At 59.5% G+C, this 19,725-nt stretch carries 21 protein-coding genes; 15 read left to right on the top strand and 6 right to left on the bottom strand.

Features of this window, described 5'->3' with window-relative positions:
• Nucleotides 1-783 (bottom strand): aldolase, encoded by a 783-nt coding sequence (locus ACQ4MY_RS21145; protein WP_008076855.1) that lies wholly within the window; start codon nt 781-783, stop codon nt 1-3.
• A 106-nt stretch (nt 784-889) separates the two neighbouring features.
• On the opposite strand from ACQ4MY_RS21145, the gene ACQ4MY_RS21140 reads away from it, so the two are divergent.
• The gene (locus tag ACQ4MY_RS21140) at nt 890-1,432 is read left to right on the top strand and encodes a helix-turn-helix domain-containing protein (RefSeq protein WP_008076856.1); all 543 of its coding nucleotides are present in this window, start codon (nt 890-892) and stop codon (nt 1,430-1,432) included.
• A gap of 111 nt (nt 1,433-1,543) precedes the next feature.
• Here the strand turns inward: ACQ4MY_RS21140 and ACQ4MY_RS21135 are convergent, their stop codons facing one another.
• Complete coding sequence (locus tag ACQ4MY_RS21135; protein WP_440096356.1) at nt 1,544-2,563, bottom strand: DUF4917 family protein; 1,020 nt, start codon at nt 2,561-2,563, stop codon at nt 1,544-1,546.
• A 156-nt stretch (nt 2,564-2,719) separates the two neighbouring features.
• On the opposite strand from ACQ4MY_RS21135, the gene yiaY reads away from it, so the two are divergent.
• On the top strand, nt 2,720-3,868 hold the full coding sequence (gene yiaY, locus ACQ4MY_RS21130) for an L-threonine dehydrogenase (RefSeq protein ID WP_440096354.1): 1,149 nt from the start codon (nt 2,720-2,722) through the stop codon (nt 3,866-3,868).
• On the opposite strand, the gene ACQ4MY_RS21125 is transcribed toward yiaY, so the two are convergent.
• Complete coding sequence (locus tag ACQ4MY_RS21125; RefSeq protein WP_440096353.1) at nt 3,865-5,031, bottom strand: MFS transporter; 1,167 nt, start codon at nt 5,029-5,031, stop codon at nt 3,865-3,867. The two genes, yiaY and ACQ4MY_RS21125, sit on opposite strands and share 4 nt — an antisense overlap.
• A gap of 14 nt (nt 5,032-5,045) precedes the next feature.
• On the bottom strand, nt 5,046-6,290 hold the full coding sequence (locus tag ACQ4MY_RS21120) for an aminotransferase class I/II-fold pyridoxal phosphate-dependent enzyme (RefSeq protein ID WP_440096352.1): 1,245 nt from the start codon (nt 6,288-6,290) through the stop codon (nt 5,046-5,048).
• Nucleotides 6,291-6,514: 224 nt separating this feature from the next.
• On the opposite strand from ACQ4MY_RS21120, the gene ACQ4MY_RS21115 reads away from it, so the two are divergent.
• The 4 genes from ACQ4MY_RS21115 (at nt 6,515) to ACQ4MY_RS21100 (ending at nt 11,267) form a co-directional block, all read left to right on the top strand.
• A complete protein-coding gene (locus ACQ4MY_RS21115) occupies nt 6,515-7,417 on the top strand; it encodes a LysR substrate-binding domain-containing protein (RefSeq protein WP_045122879.1) in 903 nt (300 codons plus the stop codon).
• 230 nt (nt 7,418-7,647) lie between these two features.
• Complete coding sequence (locus tag ACQ4MY_RS21110) at nt 7,648-8,841, top strand: CaiB/BaiF CoA transferase family protein (RefSeq protein ID WP_008076863.1); 1,194 nt, start codon at nt 7,648-7,650, stop codon at nt 8,839-8,841.
• Nucleotides 8,838-9,764 (top strand): hydroxymethylglutaryl-CoA lyase, encoded by a 927-nt coding sequence (locus ACQ4MY_RS21105; protein ID WP_440096351.1) that lies wholly within the window; start codon nt 8,838-8,840, stop codon nt 9,762-9,764. Before ACQ4MY_RS21110 ends, ACQ4MY_RS21105 begins: the two co-directional genes overlap by 4 nt.
• Before the next feature lie 171 nt (nt 9,765-9,935).
• Entirely contained in the window at nt 9,936-11,267 is a 1,332-nt protein-coding gene (locus ACQ4MY_RS21100) for an MFS transporter (RefSeq protein ID WP_008076867.1), read from the top strand.
• 83 nt (nt 11,268-11,350) lie between these two features.
• Here the strand turns inward: ACQ4MY_RS21100 and ACQ4MY_RS21095 are convergent, their stop codons facing one another.
• Nucleotides 11,351-11,836, bottom strand: coding sequence for a DMT family transporter (locus ACQ4MY_RS21095; RefSeq protein WP_008076869.1), 486 nt, complete (start codon nt 11,834-11,836; stop codon nt 11,351-11,353).
• Nucleotides 11,837-11,913: 77 nt separating this feature from the next.
• On the opposite strand from ACQ4MY_RS21095, the gene ACQ4MY_RS21090 reads away from it, so the two are divergent.
• From ACQ4MY_RS21090 to ACQ4MY_RS21055, 8 genes are all read left to right on the top strand, one after another.
• On the top strand, nt 11,914-12,828 hold the full coding sequence (locus ACQ4MY_RS21090; RefSeq protein ID WP_440096350.1) for a LysR substrate-binding domain-containing protein: 915 nt from the start codon (nt 11,914-11,916) through the stop codon (nt 12,826-12,828).
• Between the two features lie 260 nt (nt 12,829-13,088).
• Nucleotides 13,089-13,772, top strand: coding sequence for a hypothetical protein (locus ACQ4MY_RS21085; RefSeq protein ID WP_052635239.1), 684 nt, complete (start codon nt 13,089-13,091; stop codon nt 13,770-13,772).
• Between the two features lie 29 nt (nt 13,773-13,801).
• Nucleotides 13,802-14,521, top strand: coding sequence for a hypothetical protein (locus tag ACQ4MY_RS21080; RefSeq protein ID WP_440096349.1), 720 nt, complete (start codon nt 13,802-13,804; stop codon nt 14,519-14,521).
• 4 nt (nt 14,522-14,525) lie between these two features.
• Complete coding sequence (gene fos / locus ACQ4MY_RS21075) at nt 14,526-14,942, top strand: fosfomycin resistance glutathione transferase (RefSeq protein ID WP_440096348.1); 417 nt, start codon at nt 14,526-14,528, stop codon at nt 14,940-14,942.
• Between the two features lie 60 nt (nt 14,943-15,002).
• Nucleotides 15,003-15,641 (top strand): LysE family translocator, encoded by a 639-nt coding sequence (locus ACQ4MY_RS21070; protein ID WP_008076879.1) that lies wholly within the window; start codon nt 15,003-15,005, stop codon nt 15,639-15,641.
• A gap of 79 nt (nt 15,642-15,720) precedes the next feature.
• Nucleotides 15,721-17,070, top strand: a complete 1,350-nt coding sequence (locus ACQ4MY_RS21065; RefSeq protein ID WP_440096347.1) for a diguanylate cyclase domain-containing protein — start codon at nt 15,721-15,723, stop codon at nt 17,068-17,070.
• Between the two features lie 116 nt (nt 17,071-17,186).
• The gene (locus tag ACQ4MY_RS21060; RefSeq protein ID WP_081500477.1) at nt 17,187-17,345 is read left to right on the top strand and encodes a KGG domain-containing protein; all 159 of its coding nucleotides are present in this window, start codon (nt 17,187-17,189) and stop codon (nt 17,343-17,345) included.
• A 76-nt stretch (nt 17,346-17,421) separates the two neighbouring features.
• Nucleotides 17,422-17,925, top strand: coding sequence for a DUF4142 domain-containing protein (locus ACQ4MY_RS21055; RefSeq protein WP_440096346.1), 504 nt, complete (start codon nt 17,422-17,424; stop codon nt 17,923-17,925).
• Between the two features lie 65 nt (nt 17,926-17,990).
• Here the strand turns inward: ACQ4MY_RS21055 and ACQ4MY_RS21050 are convergent, their stop codons facing one another.
• Nucleotides 17,991-18,401, bottom strand: coding sequence for a low affinity iron permease family protein (locus tag ACQ4MY_RS21050; RefSeq protein WP_008076887.1), 411 nt, complete (start codon nt 18,399-18,401; stop codon nt 17,991-17,993).
• A 221-nt stretch (nt 18,402-18,622) separates the two neighbouring features.
• Here ACQ4MY_RS21050 and ACQ4MY_RS21045 point away from each other — a divergent pair, with 221 nt between their 5' ends.
• Nucleotides 18,623-19,708 carry a type I restriction endonuclease gene (locus ACQ4MY_RS21045; RefSeq protein WP_008076889.1) on the top strand — a complete coding sequence of 362 codons (1,086 nt, stop codon included), beginning with the start codon at nt 18,623-18,625 and terminating at the stop codon, nt 19,706-19,708.
• Nucleotides 19,709-19,725 lie beyond the last annotated feature (17 nt).

Genomic DNA, 19,725 nt, shown 5'->3' with positions numbered 1-19,725 from the left:
TCAGTTCAGGCAATCGGCGTGTTGGCGCAGGTTCTGCCGGGCGTAATAGTTGAAGGCGGCGGCGTGGCGTTTCGGCTTGGCGATCCAGTCATGGGCTTCGCGGCCCAGCGCGGGGATGATCGGTTTGATCGTGCCTGCCGCCATCGCCAGCAACTGCAACTTCGCCGCACGTTCGATCAATTGAGCGATGACACAGGCCTCTTCAATGGTCGTGCCGGTCGACAGCTGACCGTGGTGCGAAAGCAGGATCGCGCGTTTGTCGCCCAGCGCACCGGCAATCAATTCACCTTCTTCGTTACCCACCGGCACGCCCGGCCAGCCTTCGAGAAACGCGCAGTCGTCGTACAGCGGGCACAGATCCATGTGGGAAATCTGCAGCGGCACTTCGAGCATCGACAACGCGGCAACGTGCGTCGGGTGGGTGTGGATGATGCAGTTGACGTCCGGCCGGGCGCGGTACACCCAGCTGTGAAAACGGTTGGCCGGGTTGGCCATGCCGTGACCTTCGAGCACCTCCAGATCCTCGTTGACCAGCAGCAGATTGCTCGCGGTGATTTCGTCGAAACCCAGGCCCAATTGCTGAGTGTAATAGGTGCCGGGCTGCGGGCCACGGGCAGTGATTTGTCCGGCCAGGCCTGAGTCGTGACCGTTCTCGAACAGAATCCGGCAGGTCAAAGCCAGCTTTTGCCGGTCTGTCCACGTATTATCCGCAAGGCTTTTTTGCATCTGGGTCAGCGCTTGCTTGACCAGTTGGTCTTTGGGTAGTGCTAATGTCTTGGCCATGTCTGTGTCCTTTGGGTGATTGCAAATGACACGAAAGAGGCTATATGACACAAAGTGTCATTGGCAAGCACAAATCGTCGCTTCCTTGATGGAATAACCGCTGCGCATGTCTATCCGTTTGAAATTATTGAGAAAAAAACTTGGCGTAACCCTTGAGGCACTGGCCGAAAAATCTGGCATGACCAAGAGTTATCTGTCGAAAGTCGAGCGCGGGTTGAACACACCGTCGATTGCTGCCGCGTTGAAACTGGCGAAAGCGCTGAACGTGAAGGTCGAGGAATTGTTCTCCGAAGACAACGTTAGCCTCGACAGCTACAGTCTGGTGCGCAGCCATGAACGTCAGTCACTGGCCGCCAATGATCAGAGCCCGGGGTATGCGGTGCTGGCGCACCAGGTCAGCGAGCGTAATTTGCTGCCGTTCATCATCTATCCGCCGAGCGAGTTCAGCGACAAGACCTTCAAGGAGCATTTGGGCGAGGAGTTTCTGTTCGTTCACGAAGGGCAGGTGGAAGTGGATTTCATGAACGAGAAAGTGCTGCTGCAACGCGGTGATGCGCTGCATTTCAATGCGCAGAAACCGCACCGGATCCGCTCGGTCGGCGAGGTGCAGGCGCAGTTGCTGGTGGTGGTGCACAGCGCCGAAGAATGAACCCTGAAATCAAAAGATCGTCCGAACGCGGCCCGAGCCTTCGGCAGCTCCTACAGGGGAACGCATTGCAACTGTAGGAGCTGCCGGAGGCTGCGATCTTTTGATCTTGCTTCAAACCTCGACCGGTACCGACAATTTCGGGCTGCCCAACGCATGCGTCTTCGCATCAAAAAACCGCAACTCAGCCCCCGTCCCGTCAAACACCTGCGCGTAATACCGCTTCTGATGCTGCACAAACGCCGCACTGCGCGGATAAATCGAGATAGCCACAGTCTTCGGTTTCGCCAAGCGCAGCGCGCGAACGATGTGCGCATCCTGCTCGCCCAAGGCATGACCAAAGATGCACAAACCGCCGTCATGCCCCAACAACTGCTCATAACAAAACGACAGGTAATCCGAGCTGCGAATGGTTTTGAGCTTGTCCGCACTCGGCCCTTCAGTGACGAACAGCGGCACGTCATCCAGCGTCTTGATCGTATTGTTGATGGCGAAGCTGCCGAGCAACGTGCCCTCGGTCGAGGTCAGTTTGCGCGCCGTGCCATCCTGATTGCGCACCAGGTGCAGGCCACCGTGCAGGTACAGCAAACGCGGTTTGGCGGTGGCGCTTTCGCTCAGGTCGAAACTCGCATTGGCGCCGTTGAACAGGTCGTCGATGGCCTCGCTTTGGTGTTGCAGCGCCCAGTAGTTGAGCAAGTCGTAATTGGTGGTGAACACCGTGCGATAGCGCGCCAGCTCTTCATTGAGCGTCGCCAGCGTCGAGGCTTTCACCAGTCGCCACGGAATGTGTACCGCGTGCACGGTGTTGATCAGCGCTTCCTTGATCGCGTAGTAGCGATTGCGCGGCGCGGCGGAGCTGACGGCCAGCGCCTTGTTGACCCGGCTGGTGGTTTTCAGTGCGCCGAGCACTTGCTCGAAGCTGCGCGTCTGCATCGCGTCAAACACGGCCAGTTCCGAGGCACTCAGCGGTTTCTCTTCCACGGTGCGGGCGTTTTCGAACAGCGAGTCGTAGCCAAAATCGTCCCACACCGCACGGCTGGCGCCATTGCCCACCAGCAGGCCGTTGAACTCGGCTGTGGCGCGCAGGGCGTTCCAGTCTTCGAGGGAGGCGTCGACATCCAGAAAATCGGTCATTGCGTAGGAGGTCTCAAAACATAGGGGCTGATGGGCGGCGACTTTATCACGAGCGGGCATTGAGCCAGATCAACATCGACGGTGACCGATCGGTCGATCCTGTGTGCATCCGCCGAACCGGAGCAGTCGATTCGGCCCCTGTCAGGAGACGTGCGCATGACCAGTACCTTTTTCATTCCGGCGGTAAACATCATGGGCAACGGCTGCCTCGACGAAGCCATGGTCGCGATTCGCAACTACGGTTTTCGCAAGGCGCTGATCGTCACCGACGCGGGGCTGGCCAAGGCCAGCGTGGCCACCATGCTCGCCGAGAAACTGGCGATGCAGGACATCGACTCGGTGATTTTCGACGGCGCCAAGCCGAACCCGAGTATCGCCAACGTCGAGTCCGGGCTGGGCTTGCTCAAGGAAAGTCGCTGCGATTTTGTCGTCTCGCTGGGCGGCGGTTCGCCTCACGATTGCGCCAAGGGGATTGCCCTCTGTGCGACCAACGGCGGTGAAATTCGCGATTACGAAGGCGTCGATCAATCGAGCAAACCGCAACTGCCGCTGATCGCCATCAACACCACCGCCGGCACCGCCAGCGAGATGACGCGGTTCTGCATCATCACCGACGAATCGCGCCACGTAAAAATGGCCATCGTCGACCGCAACGTCACGCCGCTGCTGTCGGTCAACGACCCGCAGCTGATGGTCGCGATGCCCAAAGGCCTGACCGCCGCCACCGGCATGGACGCGTTGACCCATGCGATCGAGGCTTACGTTTCGACCGCCGCCAACCCGATCACCGACGCTTGCGCGCTGAAGGCCATGACCCTGATCAGCAACAATTTGCGCCTGGCCGTGCGCGACGGCAGCGACCTCGCCGCGCGGGAGAACATGGCCTACGCGCAGTTCCTCGCCGGCATGGCGTTCAACAATGCCTCGCTCGGTTACGTGCATGCGATGGCGCATCAGTTGGGCGGTTTCTACGACTTGCCCCACGGGGTGTGCAACGCCGTGCTGCTGCCGCATGTGCAGACATTCAACGCGCTGGTTTGTGCGGATCGCCTGACCGATGTGGCGCACGCGATGGGCGCGGATATTCGCGGCTTCAGTCCGGAAGAGGGCGCCCAGGCGGCGATCACGGCGATCCGCACCTTGGCCAAAGACGTCGACATCCCGAGCGGTCTGCGCGAACTCGGCGCCAAACTCAGCGACATCCCGATCCTCGCCACTAACGCACTCAAAGACGCCTGCGGCATTACCAACCCGCGCGCGGCGGATCAACGGCAGATCGAGGAAATTTTCCGCAACGCCTTCTAACGCTTGGGATCCCCGGGCGCGAACTTCACGCAGAGCATCGCGCCGACGGCCAGCATCGTGCACAGCAGCGACAACGGCCACGCCTCTGGGCTGGCGATCAGACTGGCCATCGCGCCAATGATCGCCGCCATCAATTGATGAATGAAGCCGCTCAGCGCCATCGCAAAAGCACCGGCAACCGGCGCGCCATCGTTGGCGCGTGACAGGCTGATCGGGTAGTTCAACGACTGCCCGAACACCGCCACGCAATACGGCAGCCAAAACAGTAGCGCGATGGAACTGGCTGCCAGACTGCCCAGCAGCATCACGGCGCTACCGGCCAACACTAGACCGACGCCAACGGTCATCAACCACGCCTGACCGGTGCGCAACACGAAGTGATTGACCGCCAGCGCACCGAGAAAATACGCCGCACTGATCGGCCAGCCGAGCAAGCCGTAATCCACCGTCGACCAAGCGAACGGCCCCTGCAGAATCAATGGCGCTGCCGTGTTGAAAGCGATGATCACGCCATAGCCCAAACCTCCGGCCAGTGCCGGCAGCAGGAACGCCCGATGGAGCAAAATCTGCCGGTACACCGACCAGGATGAGTCGGTGGCCGGTTCGTCGGCCAGTGTCGGAAACTGCACGCGCGACACGATCAGCGCCATCAACAGGCACGTTACGCCCAGCAAATAGAAGATCGCCTGCCACCCGAGCGTCACCTCGATGATCGAGCCCAGGTACTGGCAGATGCCCAGCGCCACCACGAATGAAATCGAAATCCACGACAACGCCTTGGCCAGCAAAGCACCGCGAAAACTGTCGCGGATCAGCACCCGCGCCATCACGGAAATGCCGCTCGCGCCGATACCTTGCAGCAGGCGCAGGAGTAAAAACGCCTCCAGCGTCGAACCCAACGGCAACGCCAGATTGGCCAGCCCGTAAATGCCCAGCGCTGCCAGCAACACCGGTTTGCGCCCGATGCGCTGGGCCAGGCTGCCCCAACTCAACATCGGCAGCGCCATGCCGATCAGGTACAGCGCCAATCCCCACGACACCTGCGCAGGTTCAGCCTGCAGAGAGCGGGCGATCTCCGGCAGCGCCGGCAGGTAAAGGCTCATGCCCAACTGGGCGAGAAACACCGTGCTACAGGTGATCAGGAGGGTGACGCTGGCGTTCATCAATCGGCCCTGTTTCAGTCGTCGACATCGCAACGGTGGGTGCGCAACAGCTCGGTCATCACTTCGCAGAAGCGCCGGATCAGTGCTGGCGACATATCGGCGCGCAGGGTAATCCGGATGGCCGCCTTGCCTTGCACGACCACTGGGAAAAACACCGCGCTGGTGAAAAATCCCTGCTCGGCCAACTCACTGGCAATACGATTAGCCACCGCCGCCTGGCCGCATTTGATCAGGCGGATGGCCATGTTGCTGTGGCATTGCTCGGTGCTGATCAGGCTGTCAAACAGGCGGATATTAGCCTGCAGGCTCGCCTGCAACGTGGCGAATTCTGCGCTGCGATGCAGACGGATCGAGGCCCGCCCGGCGCCGATCGCCGCGCAGTTGAGACTTTGCGACCAGTTGCTCGGCCCGCCGTAGCGCTGGATGAGTTTTTTCTGCCGCGCGTTGCCGAGCATGACCAACCCACCGCTGGCGCCAAACGATTTGGCCAGTGAGGCGACGATCAGGCAGTCGTCCTCCAGCGCCGTTACTTGCGGACGTACCAGGCCGGCGCCTTGCTGGCCCACGGCAGACAAGGCGTGGGAATCATCCAGGTACAGAAACAGCCCATAGCGATCCTTCAGGTACAGCAGGCCTTCCATGTTGGCGACGCCGCCCATGCTGTAGGCGCCGTCGGCGACATAGGCGACACGGGCGTGCTGCTGGCAGGTCCGTTCGAGAAAATCCATGTCGTTGTGCGGCGCGGTGATCACCCGGGTTTCATCGGCGCAGGCCGCTTTCAAGTGACTCATCGAGTAATGCGCCATGCGATCAAACACCATCACCGGTGGCTGCCCCTCGGTGAAAATGCCGCTGGCCAGCAACGGCAGGATGCCGGCGCTGGCCGCGCTGCAAGACAAGGTGCTCAGGCAGACCGCACCGAACAGCTGCGACAGTTCGGTTTCGTATTGCTCCAGAATCGCCAGTTTGCAGCGGTTCTTCGAGTTGGCGACCCGCAGGCTGCCGGTTTCGCGCAGCGCGGCAATGGCGCCTTCAAGCAGGGCCGGGTGGTGGTCGAGGCCCAGATAAGAGGTGGTACAGAAGTGATGCAATTCACGACCGTACTGATCGAGCAGGCGGTTGGCACCTTGCACTTGGACATTGAGCCCGGCGACTTTGCCGAGTTCGGCGATGTCCCAATCGTAATCGGCCAGGGCAATGACTTTGCGGTAGTTGGAATACAGGTTGAGGCTGGGCAACGGCAGATTCACAGGCGACATTCCTTGAGCGTAGCGATCCATGGGGTGTTGCAATTTGTGTGTATTGCCAGACTTTACAGAGCGCAAAGTCGGCTAAAAATCGGCCGTTTCCGCTAATCCTGAGAGGCGATGGAGTTTTGTTTGTAGGGCGAAGCCGCGAAAGTCTGCGGATTAATCACATGTCCGACTTCAACAAAAACCGGGCTATCCTGCCGACTCGAACGAACTCCGCCAGCGAGCCTTCCATGCTGCAGAAAAGCCTGATTCGCCGCCTCGATCTGATCACCCTGCAACTGTTTGTCGCCGTGCACGAAGAGGGCACGCTGACCCGCGCCGCCTCGCGCGAAGCCATTGCGGTGTCGGCGGCCAGCAAGCGTCTGATGGAATTGGAGGAGGCGCTGGGCATCAGCCTGTTCGTGCGCCAGGCCAAAGGCATGACCCTGACGCCGGCCGGTGAAACGTTGCTGCACCATGCGCGGCAGATGCTGTTCAACGTCGAAAAAATGGGCCTGGAACTGGGCGAGCATAGCCACGGTGTGCGCGGTTATGTACGCATGCTAGCGAACCTGTCGGCGATCATTCAGTTCCTCCCCGAAGACCTGCGCGACTTCTCGGCGCGGCATCCGCAGGTCAAGACCGATCTGGAAGAACGGCCCAGCGCCGGGGTGATTCAGGGTGTACTCGACGGTGTCGCGGATCTTGGTATCTGTTCCAACGACAGCGACACCAAAGGCCTGCACAGCGTGCTCTACCGCGAGGACAAACTGGTCGTCGTGATGTTGCCCGAACATCCTTTGGCGGCGCGTGCGTGCGTGGCGTTCGCCGAAACCCTGGACAGTGATTACGTCGGTTTGCACGCCGCCAGTTCGATCAACATGCGCACCCACGCGGCGGCACGCCAGGCCGGTAAGGTCCTGCGCATTCGCATCCATGTGCCAGGGTTTGATGCGGTGTGCCGGATGGTCCAGGCCAACATGGGCATCGGGATTTTGCCGCAGCGGGCGTATGAATTGTTCGGCCAGGCGCTGGGGCTGCACGCGGTGCCGCTGACCGATGACTGGTCGGATCGCGCGCTGATTGTGGTGGTGCGCGATGAGGTGGGATTGTCGCCCGTCAGCCGATTGTTGTTCGAGCATTTGCGCCACTGATCCACCCACACCCACCCCACATCCCCCCTGTAGGAGCTGCCGAAGGCTGCGATCTTTTGATCTGTTGTTTTAAGAGCAAGATCAAAAGATCGCAGCCTTCGGCAGCTCCTACAGGGGGAGGGCGGTGCGTTCGCAGTTCGCGAACGCGTGTTGCCGAGTGAAGGTTGGATTGATCCGCGCAGTGTCCTCTAGCCTTGGCCGCATATTCCAAGAACAAGAGGTACCCCACAATGACTGCCCCCTTGAGTGCGATCAAAGTGATCGAGATCGGCACCCTCATCGCTGCGCCGTTTGCCGCGCGCATGCTCGCCGAGTTCGGCGCCGAGGTGATCAAGATCGAAGCCATGGGTCAGGGCGACCCGCTGCGCAAATGGCGCAAACTGCACGAAGGCACCTCACTGTGGTGGTACCTGCAATCGCGCAACAAGAAGTCGCTGGCGCTCAACCTTAAATCCGCTGAAGGCATCGAACTGGTCAAGCAACTGGCCCGCGACGCCGACGTGATCATCGAAAACCTGCGTCCCGGCGCCCTGGAGAAACTCGGCCTCGGCTGGGACGTGCTCCACGCACTCAATCCCAACCTCACCCTGGTGCGCATTTCCGGCTACGGCCAGACCGGCCCGTACCGCGACCGCCCGGGTTTCGGTGCGATCGGCGAGGCGATGGGCGGCATTCGCTACACCACTGGCACGCCCGGTTCGCCGCCGGCGCGAGTGGGCGTCAGCCTCGGCGATTCACTGGCCTCGCTGCACGCGGTGATCGGTGCCTTGATGTCGCTGCTGCGGGTCAAGACCGGGCAGGGCGGCGGTCAGGTGGTCGATGTGTCGTTGGCCGAAAGTGTGTTCAACGTCATGGAAAGTCTGGTGCCGGAATACGACATGCTCGGCCATGTCCGCGAACGCAGTGGCGGCGCGTTGCCGGGCATTGCCCCCTCCAATACCTATCTGACGGCTGACGGCGCCTACGTGGTGATCGCCGGCAACAGCGACCCGATCTACAAGCGGCTGATGCAGACCATTGGCCGCAGCGATCTGGCCGACGCCGAGGAGTTCGCCCACAACGACGGTCGCGCAGCCAAGAGCGGAATGCTCGATGCGGCCATCACCCACTGGACCAGCAGCCTGCCGATCAACGACGTACTTGCCGCCCTCGAAGCCGCCGAAGTCCCGGCTGGACGCATCTACTCGGTCGCCGACATTGTTGCCGATCCGCACTATCAGGCGCGGGAGATGTTGCTCAACGCCGAACTGCCGGGCGGTGCAACGGTGAAGATGCCCGGCATCGTCCCGAAACTGTCGGAAACCCCCGGCGGCGTGAACTGGTCGGGGCCGACCCTCGGCCAGCACACCGACGGTATCCTTGCCGGTCTCGGCCTGACTGAACTCGACATCGAACGCCTGAAAAGCCAAGGGGTGGTGCAATGATCACGGACTATTCGCAAACGTTGATCGTCCAGGAAGTTTCGCCTCGCGACGGCTTGCAGATCGAGCCGACCTGGGTGGAAACCGCTGACAAGATCGCGCTGATCGATCAGCTGTCGCTGGCCGGTTTCAGCCGCATCGAGGCCGGTTCGTTCGTCTCGCCCAAAGCCATTCCGGCACTGCGTGACGGCGAGCAGGTGTTCAAAGGCATTGAACGCCAGCCGGGGCTGATTTACGTGGCGCTGATCCCCAATCTCAAAGGCGCACAGCGCGCACTGGAGGCGAGGGCCGATGAACTGAACCTGGTGATGTCTGCCAGCCAGACCCACAACCTCGCCAACATGCGCATGCGTTGCGAAGATTCACTGGCGGCGTTCGGCGACATCGTCGCGTTCGCCAGCGGCTCGGGCGTGCGCCTCAATGGCAGCATTGCGACGACGTTCGGTTGCCCGTTCGAGGGCCAGATCGCCGAGGATCGCGTGCTGCAAATCCTCGACGCCTATCAGGAACTCGGCATTCAGGGCATCACCCTCGCCGACACCACCGGCATGGCCAATCCGCGTCAGGTCGATCGCTTGGTGCGACGGGTGTTGCAGCGGGTTTCAGCGGCCGACCTGACCCTGCACTTTCACAACACTCGCGGTCTGGGTTTGTGCAATGTGCTGGCAGCGTACGAGGCCGGTGCCCGGCGATTCGACGCGGCGCTTGGCGGCCTCGGTGGTTGCCCGTTTGCGCCGGGGGCGTCGGGCAATATCTGCACGGAAGATCTGGTGAATCTGTGCGATGAGATCGGTATTCACACCGGCATTGATTTGCCGCTGTTATTGCAATTGTCGCGCGGTCTGCCCGCGTTGCTTGGCCACGAAGTCCCCGGCCAATTGGCCAAGGCCGGGCGCAATTGCGACCTGCACCCCATTCCCACCTGAACACCGCCATTCCCCTGTAGGAGTGAGCCTGCTCGCGATTGCGGTCTGTCATCCAGCACGGATGTCGACTGACCCATCGCCATCGCGAGCAGGCTCACTCCTACAGTTAAAAACCAAACCAGACAACAAAAACAATCGGACGCCCACCGGCAGTCCGCCTGGAGAAAAGCTATGAGCCTCAATGTAATGGAGGCGGGCGCAAGCTCGTCCGTCGATCACGATGCCGAAAAAGCCCTGGTCAGCAAAGTCGCCTGGCGCCTGATGCCGCTGATCATGGTGTGTTACCTGTTCGCCTTTTTCGACCGCATCAACATCAGCTTCGCCAAATTCCAGCTGCAAGCCGACCTGAGCCTGAGCGACACCGCGTACGGTCTCGGCGCCGGGCTGTTCGTGGTCGGTTATGTGTTGTTCGAAGTGCCCAGCAACATGATGTTGTACAAGGTCGGCGCGCGCCGCTGGATCGCCCGGATCATGATGTCGTGGGGCGTGGCGACGGCACTGATGGTCTTCGTGACCAGTGAATGGCAGTTCTACGCGCTGCGTTTTCTGATCGGCGCGATGGAGGCCGGGTTTGCCCCGGGCGTGCTGTATTACCTGACGCTGTGGTTCCCGCAGCACTTCCGTGGACGTATCACCTCAATGCTGTTTCTGGCCTCGGCGTTTGCCGGTCTGGTCGGTGCGCCGTTCTCCGGCCTGGTGCTGGAACACCTCGACGGCGTGCTGCAAATGCGCGGCTGGCACTGGTTGTTTCTGCTCGGCGGCGTGCCGTGTGTCGGCCTCGGTTTCCTGGTGTTGATGCTGCTCAAGGACCGCATCGAAGACGCGCATTGGTTGACTGCCGAGGAGAAAAAACTGCTCTCCAGCCGTATCGCCCATCACGAGCCGCACAAGAGCGGCGGTTCGTTGCTGGCGGCGCTGAGAATTCCGGGTTTCCTGACCTTGGGTCTGATCTACTTTCTGATTCAGGTCGCCTCCTACGGCCTGAATTTCTGGGCACCACAATTGATCCGCAGCGCCGGTACCGAGAGCCCGGTGATGATCGGGCTGCTGACGGCCATCCCGTACATCTGCGGCGCGATCACCATGGTCGTCATCGGCCGGCTATCGGACGCCACCGGGGAGCGGCGCAAGTTTGTCGCGGGGCTGGTGGTGGTCGGTGCAATCGGCTTTTTCAGCGCGGGGATTTTTGCTGACCACACCACGTTCCTGATTGTCGCCCTCGGCTTGCTCGGTGCGGGCATCATCGCTGCGATCCCGAGCTTCTGGACCTTGCCACCGAAGTTGCTGGCCGGTGCTGGCGCAGGTGCCGCCGGCGGGATTGCGGTGATCAACACCCTGGGGCAGTTCGGCGGGATCGTCAGCCCGGTCATGGTCGGGCGCATCAGGGACCTCACCGGCAGCACCACGCCGGCGCTGTATGTCATCGGTGTCGCGGCATTGATCGCGGCGGCGTTGCTGCTATGGGGGTTGCCGCAGAAACTGCGCACACTCGACAAATATTGAGCCGCTGAAAAGATCGCAGCCTTCGGCAGCTCCTACATGATCCGGTCAATGTAGGAGCTGCCGAAGGCCGCGATCTTTTGATCTTATTGCGCTGCCAAAACCTTTCCCGGTGAATGGCCAAACTGAATCAACCCCACCCCCGCAATCAACAACAGCGCCCCAAACACCCGTGGCAGCGTCAGCTGTTTCTCCAGCAACCCGAACAACCCGAAGTGATCCAGCAGCATCGAAGCCAGCACCTGTCCGGCCAGCGCCAAGGCAATGAATCCCGAAGCCCCGAGCTTGGGCAGCAACACCACCGCCAGCGCGACAAAACACACGCCAAACGCACCACCGGCCCACATCCACAACGGCGCTTTGCTGATAAACGCCATCGACGGTAGCGGCAAACGCAACAGCAGAATCACCGGTAACAACACCAACACACTCACCAACAACGAGGCCAATGTCGCCCACAGCGGATGGCCCAAGCCGCGCGCCAGATTGCTGTTGATCGCACCCTGGAACGGCACCACCGCCCCGGCAAACGCGGCCAACGCCAACAACCCGGCCCACTGCAACGTACTCATGTTCACTCTCCAACAGGTTTTGCTGGACTCTAGAGTATTCGTCGCGCAGATTTAAATTCCGTTTCGTCATCCAGAACATGCATCAAATGAATGATCTACGCCGCATCGACCTCAACCTGCTGGTGATCCTCGACGCCTTGCTTAGCGAACAGCACGTCACCCGCGCCGCCGAGCGCTTGCACCTCAGCCAACCGGCGGTCAGTCATGCGCTGGCGCGTCTGCGTGACGTGCTCGGTGATCCGCTGCTGGTACGGGCTGGCTCGACGCTGGTGCCGACTGCGCGAGCACTGGAACTGATCGCACCGTTGACCGAGGCGCTGGCACAAGTGCAATCGCTGCTGGCGCCCAACACCTTCGATCCGGCCAGTGCACGACGGACTTTTCGGATGGCGATGTCGGACTATGGCGCGGCGATCATCCTCCCGTCGCTGATCCGAACCCTGCGTCATGAGGCGCCTGGCATCGATTTGCAAATCAGCCATGCCAGTCGTGAAGGGATGCTTGAAGGCGTGCTCAATGGCGATATCGACTTGGCGGCCGGGGTCTTCCCGGAAATGCCCCACGAATTGCGCAGCACGCTGCTGTTCGAAGAACGCTACGTGTGCTTGCTGGATTGCCGGACGTTGCCGGCCAGCGGTCATCTGGACCTGCGCACTTACCTGTCGCGCCCCCACGCCTTGCTGGAAATGCGCGGTAGCGGCACCCCGGAAATCGAACGCGCGCTGACCTCATTGCGCGAACGTCGCCGCGTCGCGATCAGCCTGCCGCATTGGAACGTCGCGCCGCAGTTGATCAGTGGCACGGACCTGATTTTGACCGTGTCATCGCGAAGTGTGCGCGACATTGATCAGCAGACACTGGTCGTGGTGCCGCCACCGTTCGAGATTCCGCCGTTCACGTTTGTGCTGGCCTGGCATAAGCGCCGGGGTGGAGATCAGGCGTTGAACTGGTTGAATCAAAAAATTCAGGAAGGGATAGTCGCGGCGAGCTGAGCGTTATTTACCACGCTTTTGGCGGCAGTCGCCGTGTATGGCGGTGTAGTGGTGTGTAATACAAGACGCTACAGCGTGATACGAGGAGAGGCCAGTCCCGTTTGTCTTCTGGGTAAGACCAAATGCGTTTTGATTTGCTGATGATTCGGTTGAAAGGGTCGATACAGCAGGGGATAGTGCGCGGCTGAAACCTCATCAAGGAGCGGAAAGTGACAGTGAAGTCTGGCTGGATCGGGTGTGCGGCGGTGTGGGCGTGGTTGATGGCGGGGCCGGCGTTTGCCGATTGCACGCCTGCACCCAAGGCGCAAGCGCTGGATTTTTCCATTTGTAAGGACTGGCCGGCGTTTCCAGGTCTGACGATCACCGCCGCCGCCCATTTCTCGCCCGATCCGGTGTACGGCGCAACAGAGACCGTGGGTGTCTACGACCTCGGGTTGTCGCTGAGGGCGAGCAGCGACTCGCAGCCGTTGGCGACGTTTCATCAGCCTGCTGCCTTCTCTGTCGATGCGATCGCGCTGGATGAACTGAAATTAGACACTGCCCGCTACAAGCTCGCGCCGCAATTGCAGGCGTTTGGCGTTCGAGTGCGCTTCAAAGGCTCTTCGCGCGTGAATCCTCTGGATGAAACCTGGTTGTCGCTCTATGTGAAAGAGGGCAACACACTGCGTCCGGTCATGGATCGTCTGGTGGTATACGAGTATGGCGGTGAGTGGGATGGTAATTGTGCGGGCGAGCGTTATGAAACGTCGCGAACGCTGGAGCTGGCCAAAACCAGCACGCATGGCTATGCCGACCTGATCGTTAAAACGATCAGCAGCTCGACCGTTGGCAGCGGTGAGAGAGAGGTGTGCGAATCGAAAACCGTCACGCAAAAACCTGTCCTGACGACAATCCGTTATGACGGCAAAAAATATGAATTGCCCGCCGACTTCAAGCGCATCTAAGACAACCGTTTTTTATTCAAGGAAGAACAATGATTTCACGTAACACATTGCTGGGCTCCTTCATCGTCCTGGGACTGTTAACGATGACCGCCCAGGCCGCCTGCCAGACCAAAGACTTCGACGGCAAGTCGCTGTCCCGCTGCAAAGTCTGGCCGGCGTTCCAGAATCAGGCGATTGCACTCAAGTCGACGTACCTTGCCGACGCCGGGAGTGACGATGCCGGGATGTACGATCTCGACCTGTCGATCGTCAATGCCAGCAACGCCGCGCCCATCGCCACTTACCACAAGCCGGGCGCTTACAACTCCGACGCCATTCGCCTGGATGATTTGCGCATTGACACCGCGCGCTATCGCCTGGCGCCCGACGTGCGGGCTTTCGGCGTGCGTTCATTGTTCGGCCACAGTTCCAGCGCACTGCCTTATGAGAAAACCGATCTGACCCTGTACGTGCGCGAGGGCAATGCGCTGCGTCCGGTACTGGAAGGCTTGGTGGTGTTCAAAAACAACGGTGAATTCATGGGTGACTGTAGCGGGTATGCAAATCAGGTCCGCCGCACGCTCGACGTTGCGCCAACGAGTCACCACGGTTTCGCCGATTTGATCATCACCACCCGCGGCAGCAAAATGAAAGAGGTCAAGTCCGGTGGCCAGTGCGTGTCGAAAACCACTGACCTGAAGAAAACCCAGATCACCCTGACTTACGACGGCGAGCAATACGTCGTCCCCGAGGACTTCAGAGGTTACTGAATCCATGCTGACCGGCCTCAACCACCTGACCCTGGCGGTCAGCGATCTGCAGCGCAGCCTGGCGTTTTATCGCGATGTACTGCAATTGCGCGTCGAGGCAACGTGGGACGCCGGCGCGTATCTGTCGCTGCCGGGGCTGTGGCTGTGTCTGTCGCTGGATCCATTGCGAGAATCCGAGCCGGGCGCTGATTACTCGCACTACGCCTTCAGTCTGGAAAGCGCGGACTTCGCGAATTTCGTACAGCGGCTAAAAGCGGCCAACGTGCAGGCATGGCGCGACAACCGCAGCGAAGGTGCGTCGTTCTACTTCCTCGATCCGGATGGCCACAAACTGGAGCTGCATGTTGGCGATCTGGCGTCGAGGCTGGCGGCGTGTCGGCAAAAACCGTACGCCGGCATGCGTTTTTACGACGAGCAGTGATCAGGCGCAATTGGCTGATATAGACTGGCCGCCACGTGTTCTGGCGCTTGCAGGTTTTCCATGACTCCATCTTTGCTAATGGCCGTTCTGGCCTCGGGTTTTATTTACGGCATTACGCCGGGGCCGGGTGTGCTGGCGGTGTTCGGCATTGGCGCGGCGCATGGGCGGCGGGCCGGGGCCGGGTTCCTTTGCGGGCATTTGCTCGGTGATGTGGTCTGGTGCAGCACGGCGCTGATCGCGATTGTCGGCGCCCGGGAAATCGGCAGCACGGCGTTCGATGTGCTTGGCGTGCTCAGCGGCCTGTACCTGTTCTGGCTCGGCTGGCGTGCGGTGCGGGCCCAGCGCCGTAGCGGCGACGAGGCACAGGGCGCGGCGCGTCAGCCGTTCTGGCACGGGATTCTGTTCGGTTTGACCAATCCCAAGGCTTATCCGGTGGCGGTGGCGACCTTTACAGCGCTGCTGTCGAGTCGCGCCGAACTGCTCAACTGGTCGATGTTGCCGGCGCTGATCGCCCTGAGTTTTCTCGGTGGACTGCTTGCCTACGCTATTCTCATTGGCGTGGTCGGCGCTAAGCGGGTGCGCACGCTGTATCAGCGTCACGAACTGCTCATTACCCGCCTGTGCGGCGTGATGTTCATCGGTTTTGCCGTCAACGCGCTGATGCATGCGCTGCCGGGGTTGATGCCGAACAAGGCTTGATGGTGTGTGCAGGGATGCGTGAATAAAAGGTCAGGGATGGTTGATGAGTGCTGCATTGTCCGGACACCCACGCTGAACCATGGAAAGCCGAAATTCCGCGCCGTTGGCGAGTTACATCGACCTGTTGCTGGACGCCGTTTGTGCGGTCGACAAGCAGGGGCGCTTCGTGTTTGTCAGTGCTGCCTGCGAGCGTATTTTCGGCTACACGCCAGACGAATTGATCGGTCGGCCGATGATCGAACTGGTGCACCCGGCTGATCGACAGCGCACGCTTGCGGCCGCCAGCGAGATCATGGGCGGCGAGCCGAAACACAACTTTGAAAACCGTTATGTACGCAAGGACGGTCGCGTCGCGCACATTCTGTGGTCGGCGCGCTGGTCGGAAGTCGATCAACTGCGCATCGCCGTGGCCCGCGACATCACCGAACGCAAACAGGCCGAATCACGCCAGGCGGCGTTGTATGCGATTTCCGAAGCCGCCCATGTCGCCGAGGATCTGCTGGCGCTGTTCAGGCGTATTCACCTGATCATCGGTGAATGGTTGCCGGCGCTGAATTTCTCCGTGGCGCTGTACGACGAGCACTGCGCGCAACTGAACTTTCCCTATCACGTCGACGATCACGAATTGCAGCCCGAGCAGCCCGGCACCGTCACCGGGCGCTTGTGCACAGAAGTGATCCGCAGCGGTCAGCCGATTCTTCTGACACCCGACAGCGACGATTGCCCGGCTGATTTTGCCGCACTGGTCGCCGGGCAGAATTCGCCTTGCTGGCTCGGCGTGCCCCTGAATTCGAAAAACGGCACCATCGGCGCGTTGATCGTCAAAAGCCTGCCCGGCGGCGAACGCTACACCGAGCAGGACAAGGAGTTGCTGCAATACGTCTGCGCCCAGGTTGCAACCGCCATTGAACGCCAACAATTGCACGCCCGACTGCGGCGCATGGCGCAATACGATCAGCTCACGCAATTGCCAAATCGGGAGTTGTTGCGCGAGCGTTTGACGGCGGCTTTAACCGGCGCCCGCGAGCAATCCGGGCATATGGCGTTGCTGTATGTCGACCTTGATCGCTTCAAGCAGGTCAACGACACGTTCGGTCATGCGGTGGGCGACATGCTCCTGCAAACCGTGGCCAATCGCCTCAAGGGCTGCGTGCGTGAAACCGATACGGTTGCGCGGATTGGCGGTGATGAGTTCGTCGTGCTGTTGCACAGTGTTCATGCCGCTGAAGATGCCGACAGCGTGGCGGAAAAAATCCGACAGGTGCTGGTACAACCGATGCGTCTGGATGGCCACAACCTGCGCATCCAGCCGAGTATCGGCGTCGCCCGCTACCCCGAGCACGGCGGTGGCGAGGAGCAACTGTTCCGGCATGCCGATCAAGCGATGTACACGGCCAAGCGCTTGAACCACCACGCCTTCAATAACTGATCCGGTCACGCCGTTCGTCGCATCGAGGGCAATTTTTCTAAACCTTTGCCCGGCAGAAAATTCTCAATCTAGGCGGGCACCTGCTCGCCACGATCATTACCAAGAGGTAGAGAATCATGCCTAATTCAAGAAACTCGAACTCGGGAAACTTCGCCAACGATCGAACGAAGGCCTCTGAAGCTGGTCGCAAAGGTGGGAAAACAACCACCACGACAGTTGATAAAGAGCCTGCGAAAACAGACATGGGCCGCAAGCCCGCTCAGAAATCGAAGTAGTCGGTGAAGGTTGTTTTGATTGAGAGGCGGGGGCGTAAGCTCCCGCTTGAATTTGCAGAGTAAGGAGGGCGCGACCATGAGCCGGATGGCCACCCGTATACGCAACATCAGTTTTGCAACGTTGCTGGGCCTGTGTGCCAGCAGTGCTTTCGCCCAGTCGCCCGCCGACTTCATCAATGAAGCGTCGGCAAAAGGCATGGCCGACATTGAGGCCAGCCGCTTGGCGCACGGCAAAACCGAATCCAAAGAGGTCAAGGATTACACCATCGTCGTGATCAATGACCGCACCACGGCCAATCAGCATCTGGCGAAGATCGCCAAGAAGCTCGACTTGCCCGTCGCCCCACGCGAGGAAATGGCTGACAAGGCCAAAGAACTGATACCAGAAGTCAAAGACGGCGCGACGTTCGACCAGGCCTACGCTGCCAGTCAGGTCAAAGCCACTGAAGAGGCTATCGAACAGATTCAGCAGCAAGCACAAACCACCAACGTGCCGGAAATCAAAGCCTTCGCTGACGAGACGCTGCCCAAATTGCAAAACCACCTGCAAATGGCCCGCGCCCTGCAAGCCAGCCGCTAATCAAAAAAGATCGCAGCCCGCCCCATGTAGGAGCTGCCGCAGGCTGCGATCTTTTGATTTAGCGATCAACACTCATTCAAATCCTGTTTCGGCTTACCCTTCTCGCCCAGCCCCTCAAGATTGAACACCTCGCCCTCACCCAGCATCCGATAGTGCTTGCGCAACGCTTCCAGTTGCTTGAGGTCCAGCGCCTCCAGTCCGAGCATCGCGTTCTGCGCCTCCTTGGTCACCAGCAGCAATTCATCGATCTTCAAATGCAGGATGTCGGTGTCGCGGTTCTGCGTGTTCTGAATCAGGAACACCATCAAAAACGTGATGATCGTCGTCGAGGTATTGATGATCAGTTGCCAAGTATCGTTGTAATTAAAAATCGGCCCGCTCAACCCCCACAACCCAATCAGGATCAATGCCCCCATGAACGTCTTCGGGCTACCGGCCCACAGGGCGAGCTTCTGGGAAATCTTCGCGAATTTCATAGCCGTGTTCCTTATTGGGATGCGCCTGAAATTCAGACACTGACGGGGTTGTGAAAATTCGACTTACAATTTTTTCCGTTCGAGAAAAATAGGGGGGGCAAAGACGCGAGGGATGACTTGAGGGTGAAACTTTCATTGTGCTGTTTTGTGGCTAGTATCAGTTGGCAATCAAATTGCCAGCAGCTCATTACACGGATAGAAAATCACGCAAGAGGCCACTCATGGAATTCTTCGAAAAGTTAGCCAGTCTAGCCGCCAAGGTCCGGTTGCAGAGCGCCGCAATCCAGACGGAAGAAGCAACGAAAAATGCATTTGTCATGCCCTTCATCAGCACGGTGCTTGGTTACGATGTTTTTGACCCAACAGAGGTTACGCCTGAGTTCGTCTGTGATGTGGGCACGAAAAAGGGCGAGAAAATTGATTACGCCATCATGAAGGGAGGGGAAGTACAGATTCTGATCGAGTGCAAAAAGATCGGTGAGCCTCTGCACATCAATCATGCTTCCCAGCTATTCCGCTATTTTCATGTCACCAGTGCACGAATCTCGATTCTCACCAATGGCCAGGTCTACAAGTTTTTTACGGACCTCGATGCGCCGAACAAAATGGATGAGAAGCCATTTTTGGAGCTGGATCTGCTGGACATTGATGAGTACTCGGTCCCCGAGTTGGTGAAATTGACCAAGTCGGCTTTTGACGTTGATTCGATCATCAACGCGGCGGGCGAATTGAAATATGTCAGCCAAATCAAGAAGGTCATCGCAGCGCAGGTCAGCAAGCCGGACGATGATTTCGTCAAGGTTTTCGCCTCTCGCGTTTACGACGGTGTGATCACTCAGAAAGTCCGTGAGCAGTTTCATGAGCTGACGCGTAAAGCTGTCGCGCAATTTCTCAATGACCAGATCAACGAGCGGTTGAAGTCTGCAATGAGCGGCGCTATCCCGCAGGCGTTGGTGCCAGTGCCGACAGCTTCTGGGGGCACAGATCCGTTGGTTCCAGGCGACGAATCAGACGATAAAATCATCACCACCCTGGAAGAGTTGGAGGGGTATCACATCGTTCGGGCGCTGGTTCGGTCGGTCGTCGATGCCAAGCGAATCGTGCAGCGCGATACTCAGAGTTATTTCGGCATCCTGCTGGATGATAACAACCGCAAACCGATCTGCAGATTGCATTTCAATCGATCCCAGAAGTACATCGGTATCTTCGATGAGGAAAAGAACGAAACGCGCCATCCGATCAGTACGGTCGACGACATCTATGAGTATTCGGATCATCTGAAAAAAACGGTTGGGTACTACGCCTGACAATAAACCGGCCCTTG

The organism is Pseudomonas sp. SM4 (assembly GCF_051913165.1).
Taxonomy (GTDB): Bacteria; Pseudomonadota; Gammaproteobacteria; order Pseudomonadales; family Pseudomonadaceae; genus Aquipseudomonas.
Note: the sequence above shows the minus strand (reverse complement) of the source record. Positions and strands in the feature narration are given on the sequence as shown.

Bases quoted from the DNA above. Each gene is read 5' to 3' on its own strand.
- ACQ4MY_RS21145 (WP_008076855.1), bottom strand. From the start codon at position 783: ATGGCCAAGACATTAGCACTACCCAAAGACCAACTGGTCAAGCAAGCG.
- ACQ4MY_RS21140 (WP_008076856.1), top strand. From the start codon at position 890: ATGTCTATCCGTTTGAAATTATTGAGAAAAAAACTTGGCGTAACCCTT.
- ACQ4MY_RS21135 (WP_440096356.1), bottom strand. From the start codon at position 2,563: ATGACCGATTTTCTGGATGTCGACGCCTCCCTCGAAGACTGGAACGCC.
- yiaY (WP_440096354.1), top strand. From the start codon at position 2,720: ATGACCAGTACCTTTTTCATTCCGGCGGTAAACATCATGGGCAACGGC.
- ACQ4MY_RS21125 (WP_440096353.1), bottom strand. From the start codon at position 5,031: ATGAACGCCAGCGTCACCCTCCTGATCACCTGTAGCACGGTGTTTCTC.
- ACQ4MY_RS21120 (WP_440096352.1), bottom strand. From the start codon at position 6,290: ATGTCGCCTGTGAATCTGCCGTTGCCCAGCCTCAACCTGTATTCCAAC.
- ACQ4MY_RS21115 (WP_045122879.1), top strand. From the start codon at position 6,515: ATGCTGCAGAAAAGCCTGATTCGCCGCCTCGATCTGATCACCCTGCAA.
- ACQ4MY_RS21110 (WP_008076863.1), top strand. From the start codon at position 7,648: ATGACTGCCCCCTTGAGTGCGATCAAAGTGATCGAGATCGGCACCCTC.
- ACQ4MY_RS21105 (WP_440096351.1), top strand. From the start codon at position 8,838: ATGATCACGGACTATTCGCAAACGTTGATCGTCCAGGAAGTTTCGCCT.
- ACQ4MY_RS21100 (WP_008076867.1), top strand. From the start codon at position 9,936: ATGAGCCTCAATGTAATGGAGGCGGGCGCAAGCTCGTCCGTCGATCAC.
- ACQ4MY_RS21095 (WP_008076869.1), bottom strand. From the start codon at position 11,836: ATGAGTACGTTGCAGTGGGCCGGGTTGTTGGCGTTGGCCGCGTTTGCC.
- ACQ4MY_RS21090 (WP_440096350.1), top strand. From the start codon at position 11,914: ATGCATCAAATGAATGATCTACGCCGCATCGACCTCAACCTGCTGGTG.
- ACQ4MY_RS21085 (WP_052635239.1), top strand. From the start codon at position 13,089: ATGGCGGGGCCGGCGTTTGCCGATTGCACGCCTGCACCCAAGGCGCAA.
- ACQ4MY_RS21080 (WP_440096349.1), top strand. From the start codon at position 13,802: ATGATTTCACGTAACACATTGCTGGGCTCCTTCATCGTCCTGGGACTG.
- fos (WP_440096348.1), top strand. From the start codon at position 14,526: ATGCTGACCGGCCTCAACCACCTGACCCTGGCGGTCAGCGATCTGCAG.
- ACQ4MY_RS21070 (WP_008076879.1), top strand. From the start codon at position 15,003: ATGACTCCATCTTTGCTAATGGCCGTTCTGGCCTCGGGTTTTATTTAC.
- ACQ4MY_RS21065 (WP_440096347.1), top strand. From the start codon at position 15,721: ATGGAAAGCCGAAATTCCGCGCCGTTGGCGAGTTACATCGACCTGTTG.
- ACQ4MY_RS21060 (WP_081500477.1), top strand. From the start codon at position 17,187: ATGCCTAATTCAAGAAACTCGAACTCGGGAAACTTCGCCAACGATCGA.
- ACQ4MY_RS21055 (WP_440096346.1), top strand. From the start codon at position 17,422: ATGAGCCGGATGGCCACCCGTATACGCAACATCAGTTTTGCAACGTTG.
- ACQ4MY_RS21050 (WP_008076887.1), bottom strand. From the start codon at position 18,401: ATGAAATTCGCGAAGATTTCCCAGAAGCTCGCCCTGTGGGCCGGTAGC.
- ACQ4MY_RS21045 (WP_008076889.1), top strand. From the start codon at position 18,623: ATGGAATTCTTCGAAAAGTTAGCCAGTCTAGCCGCCAAGGTCCGGTTG.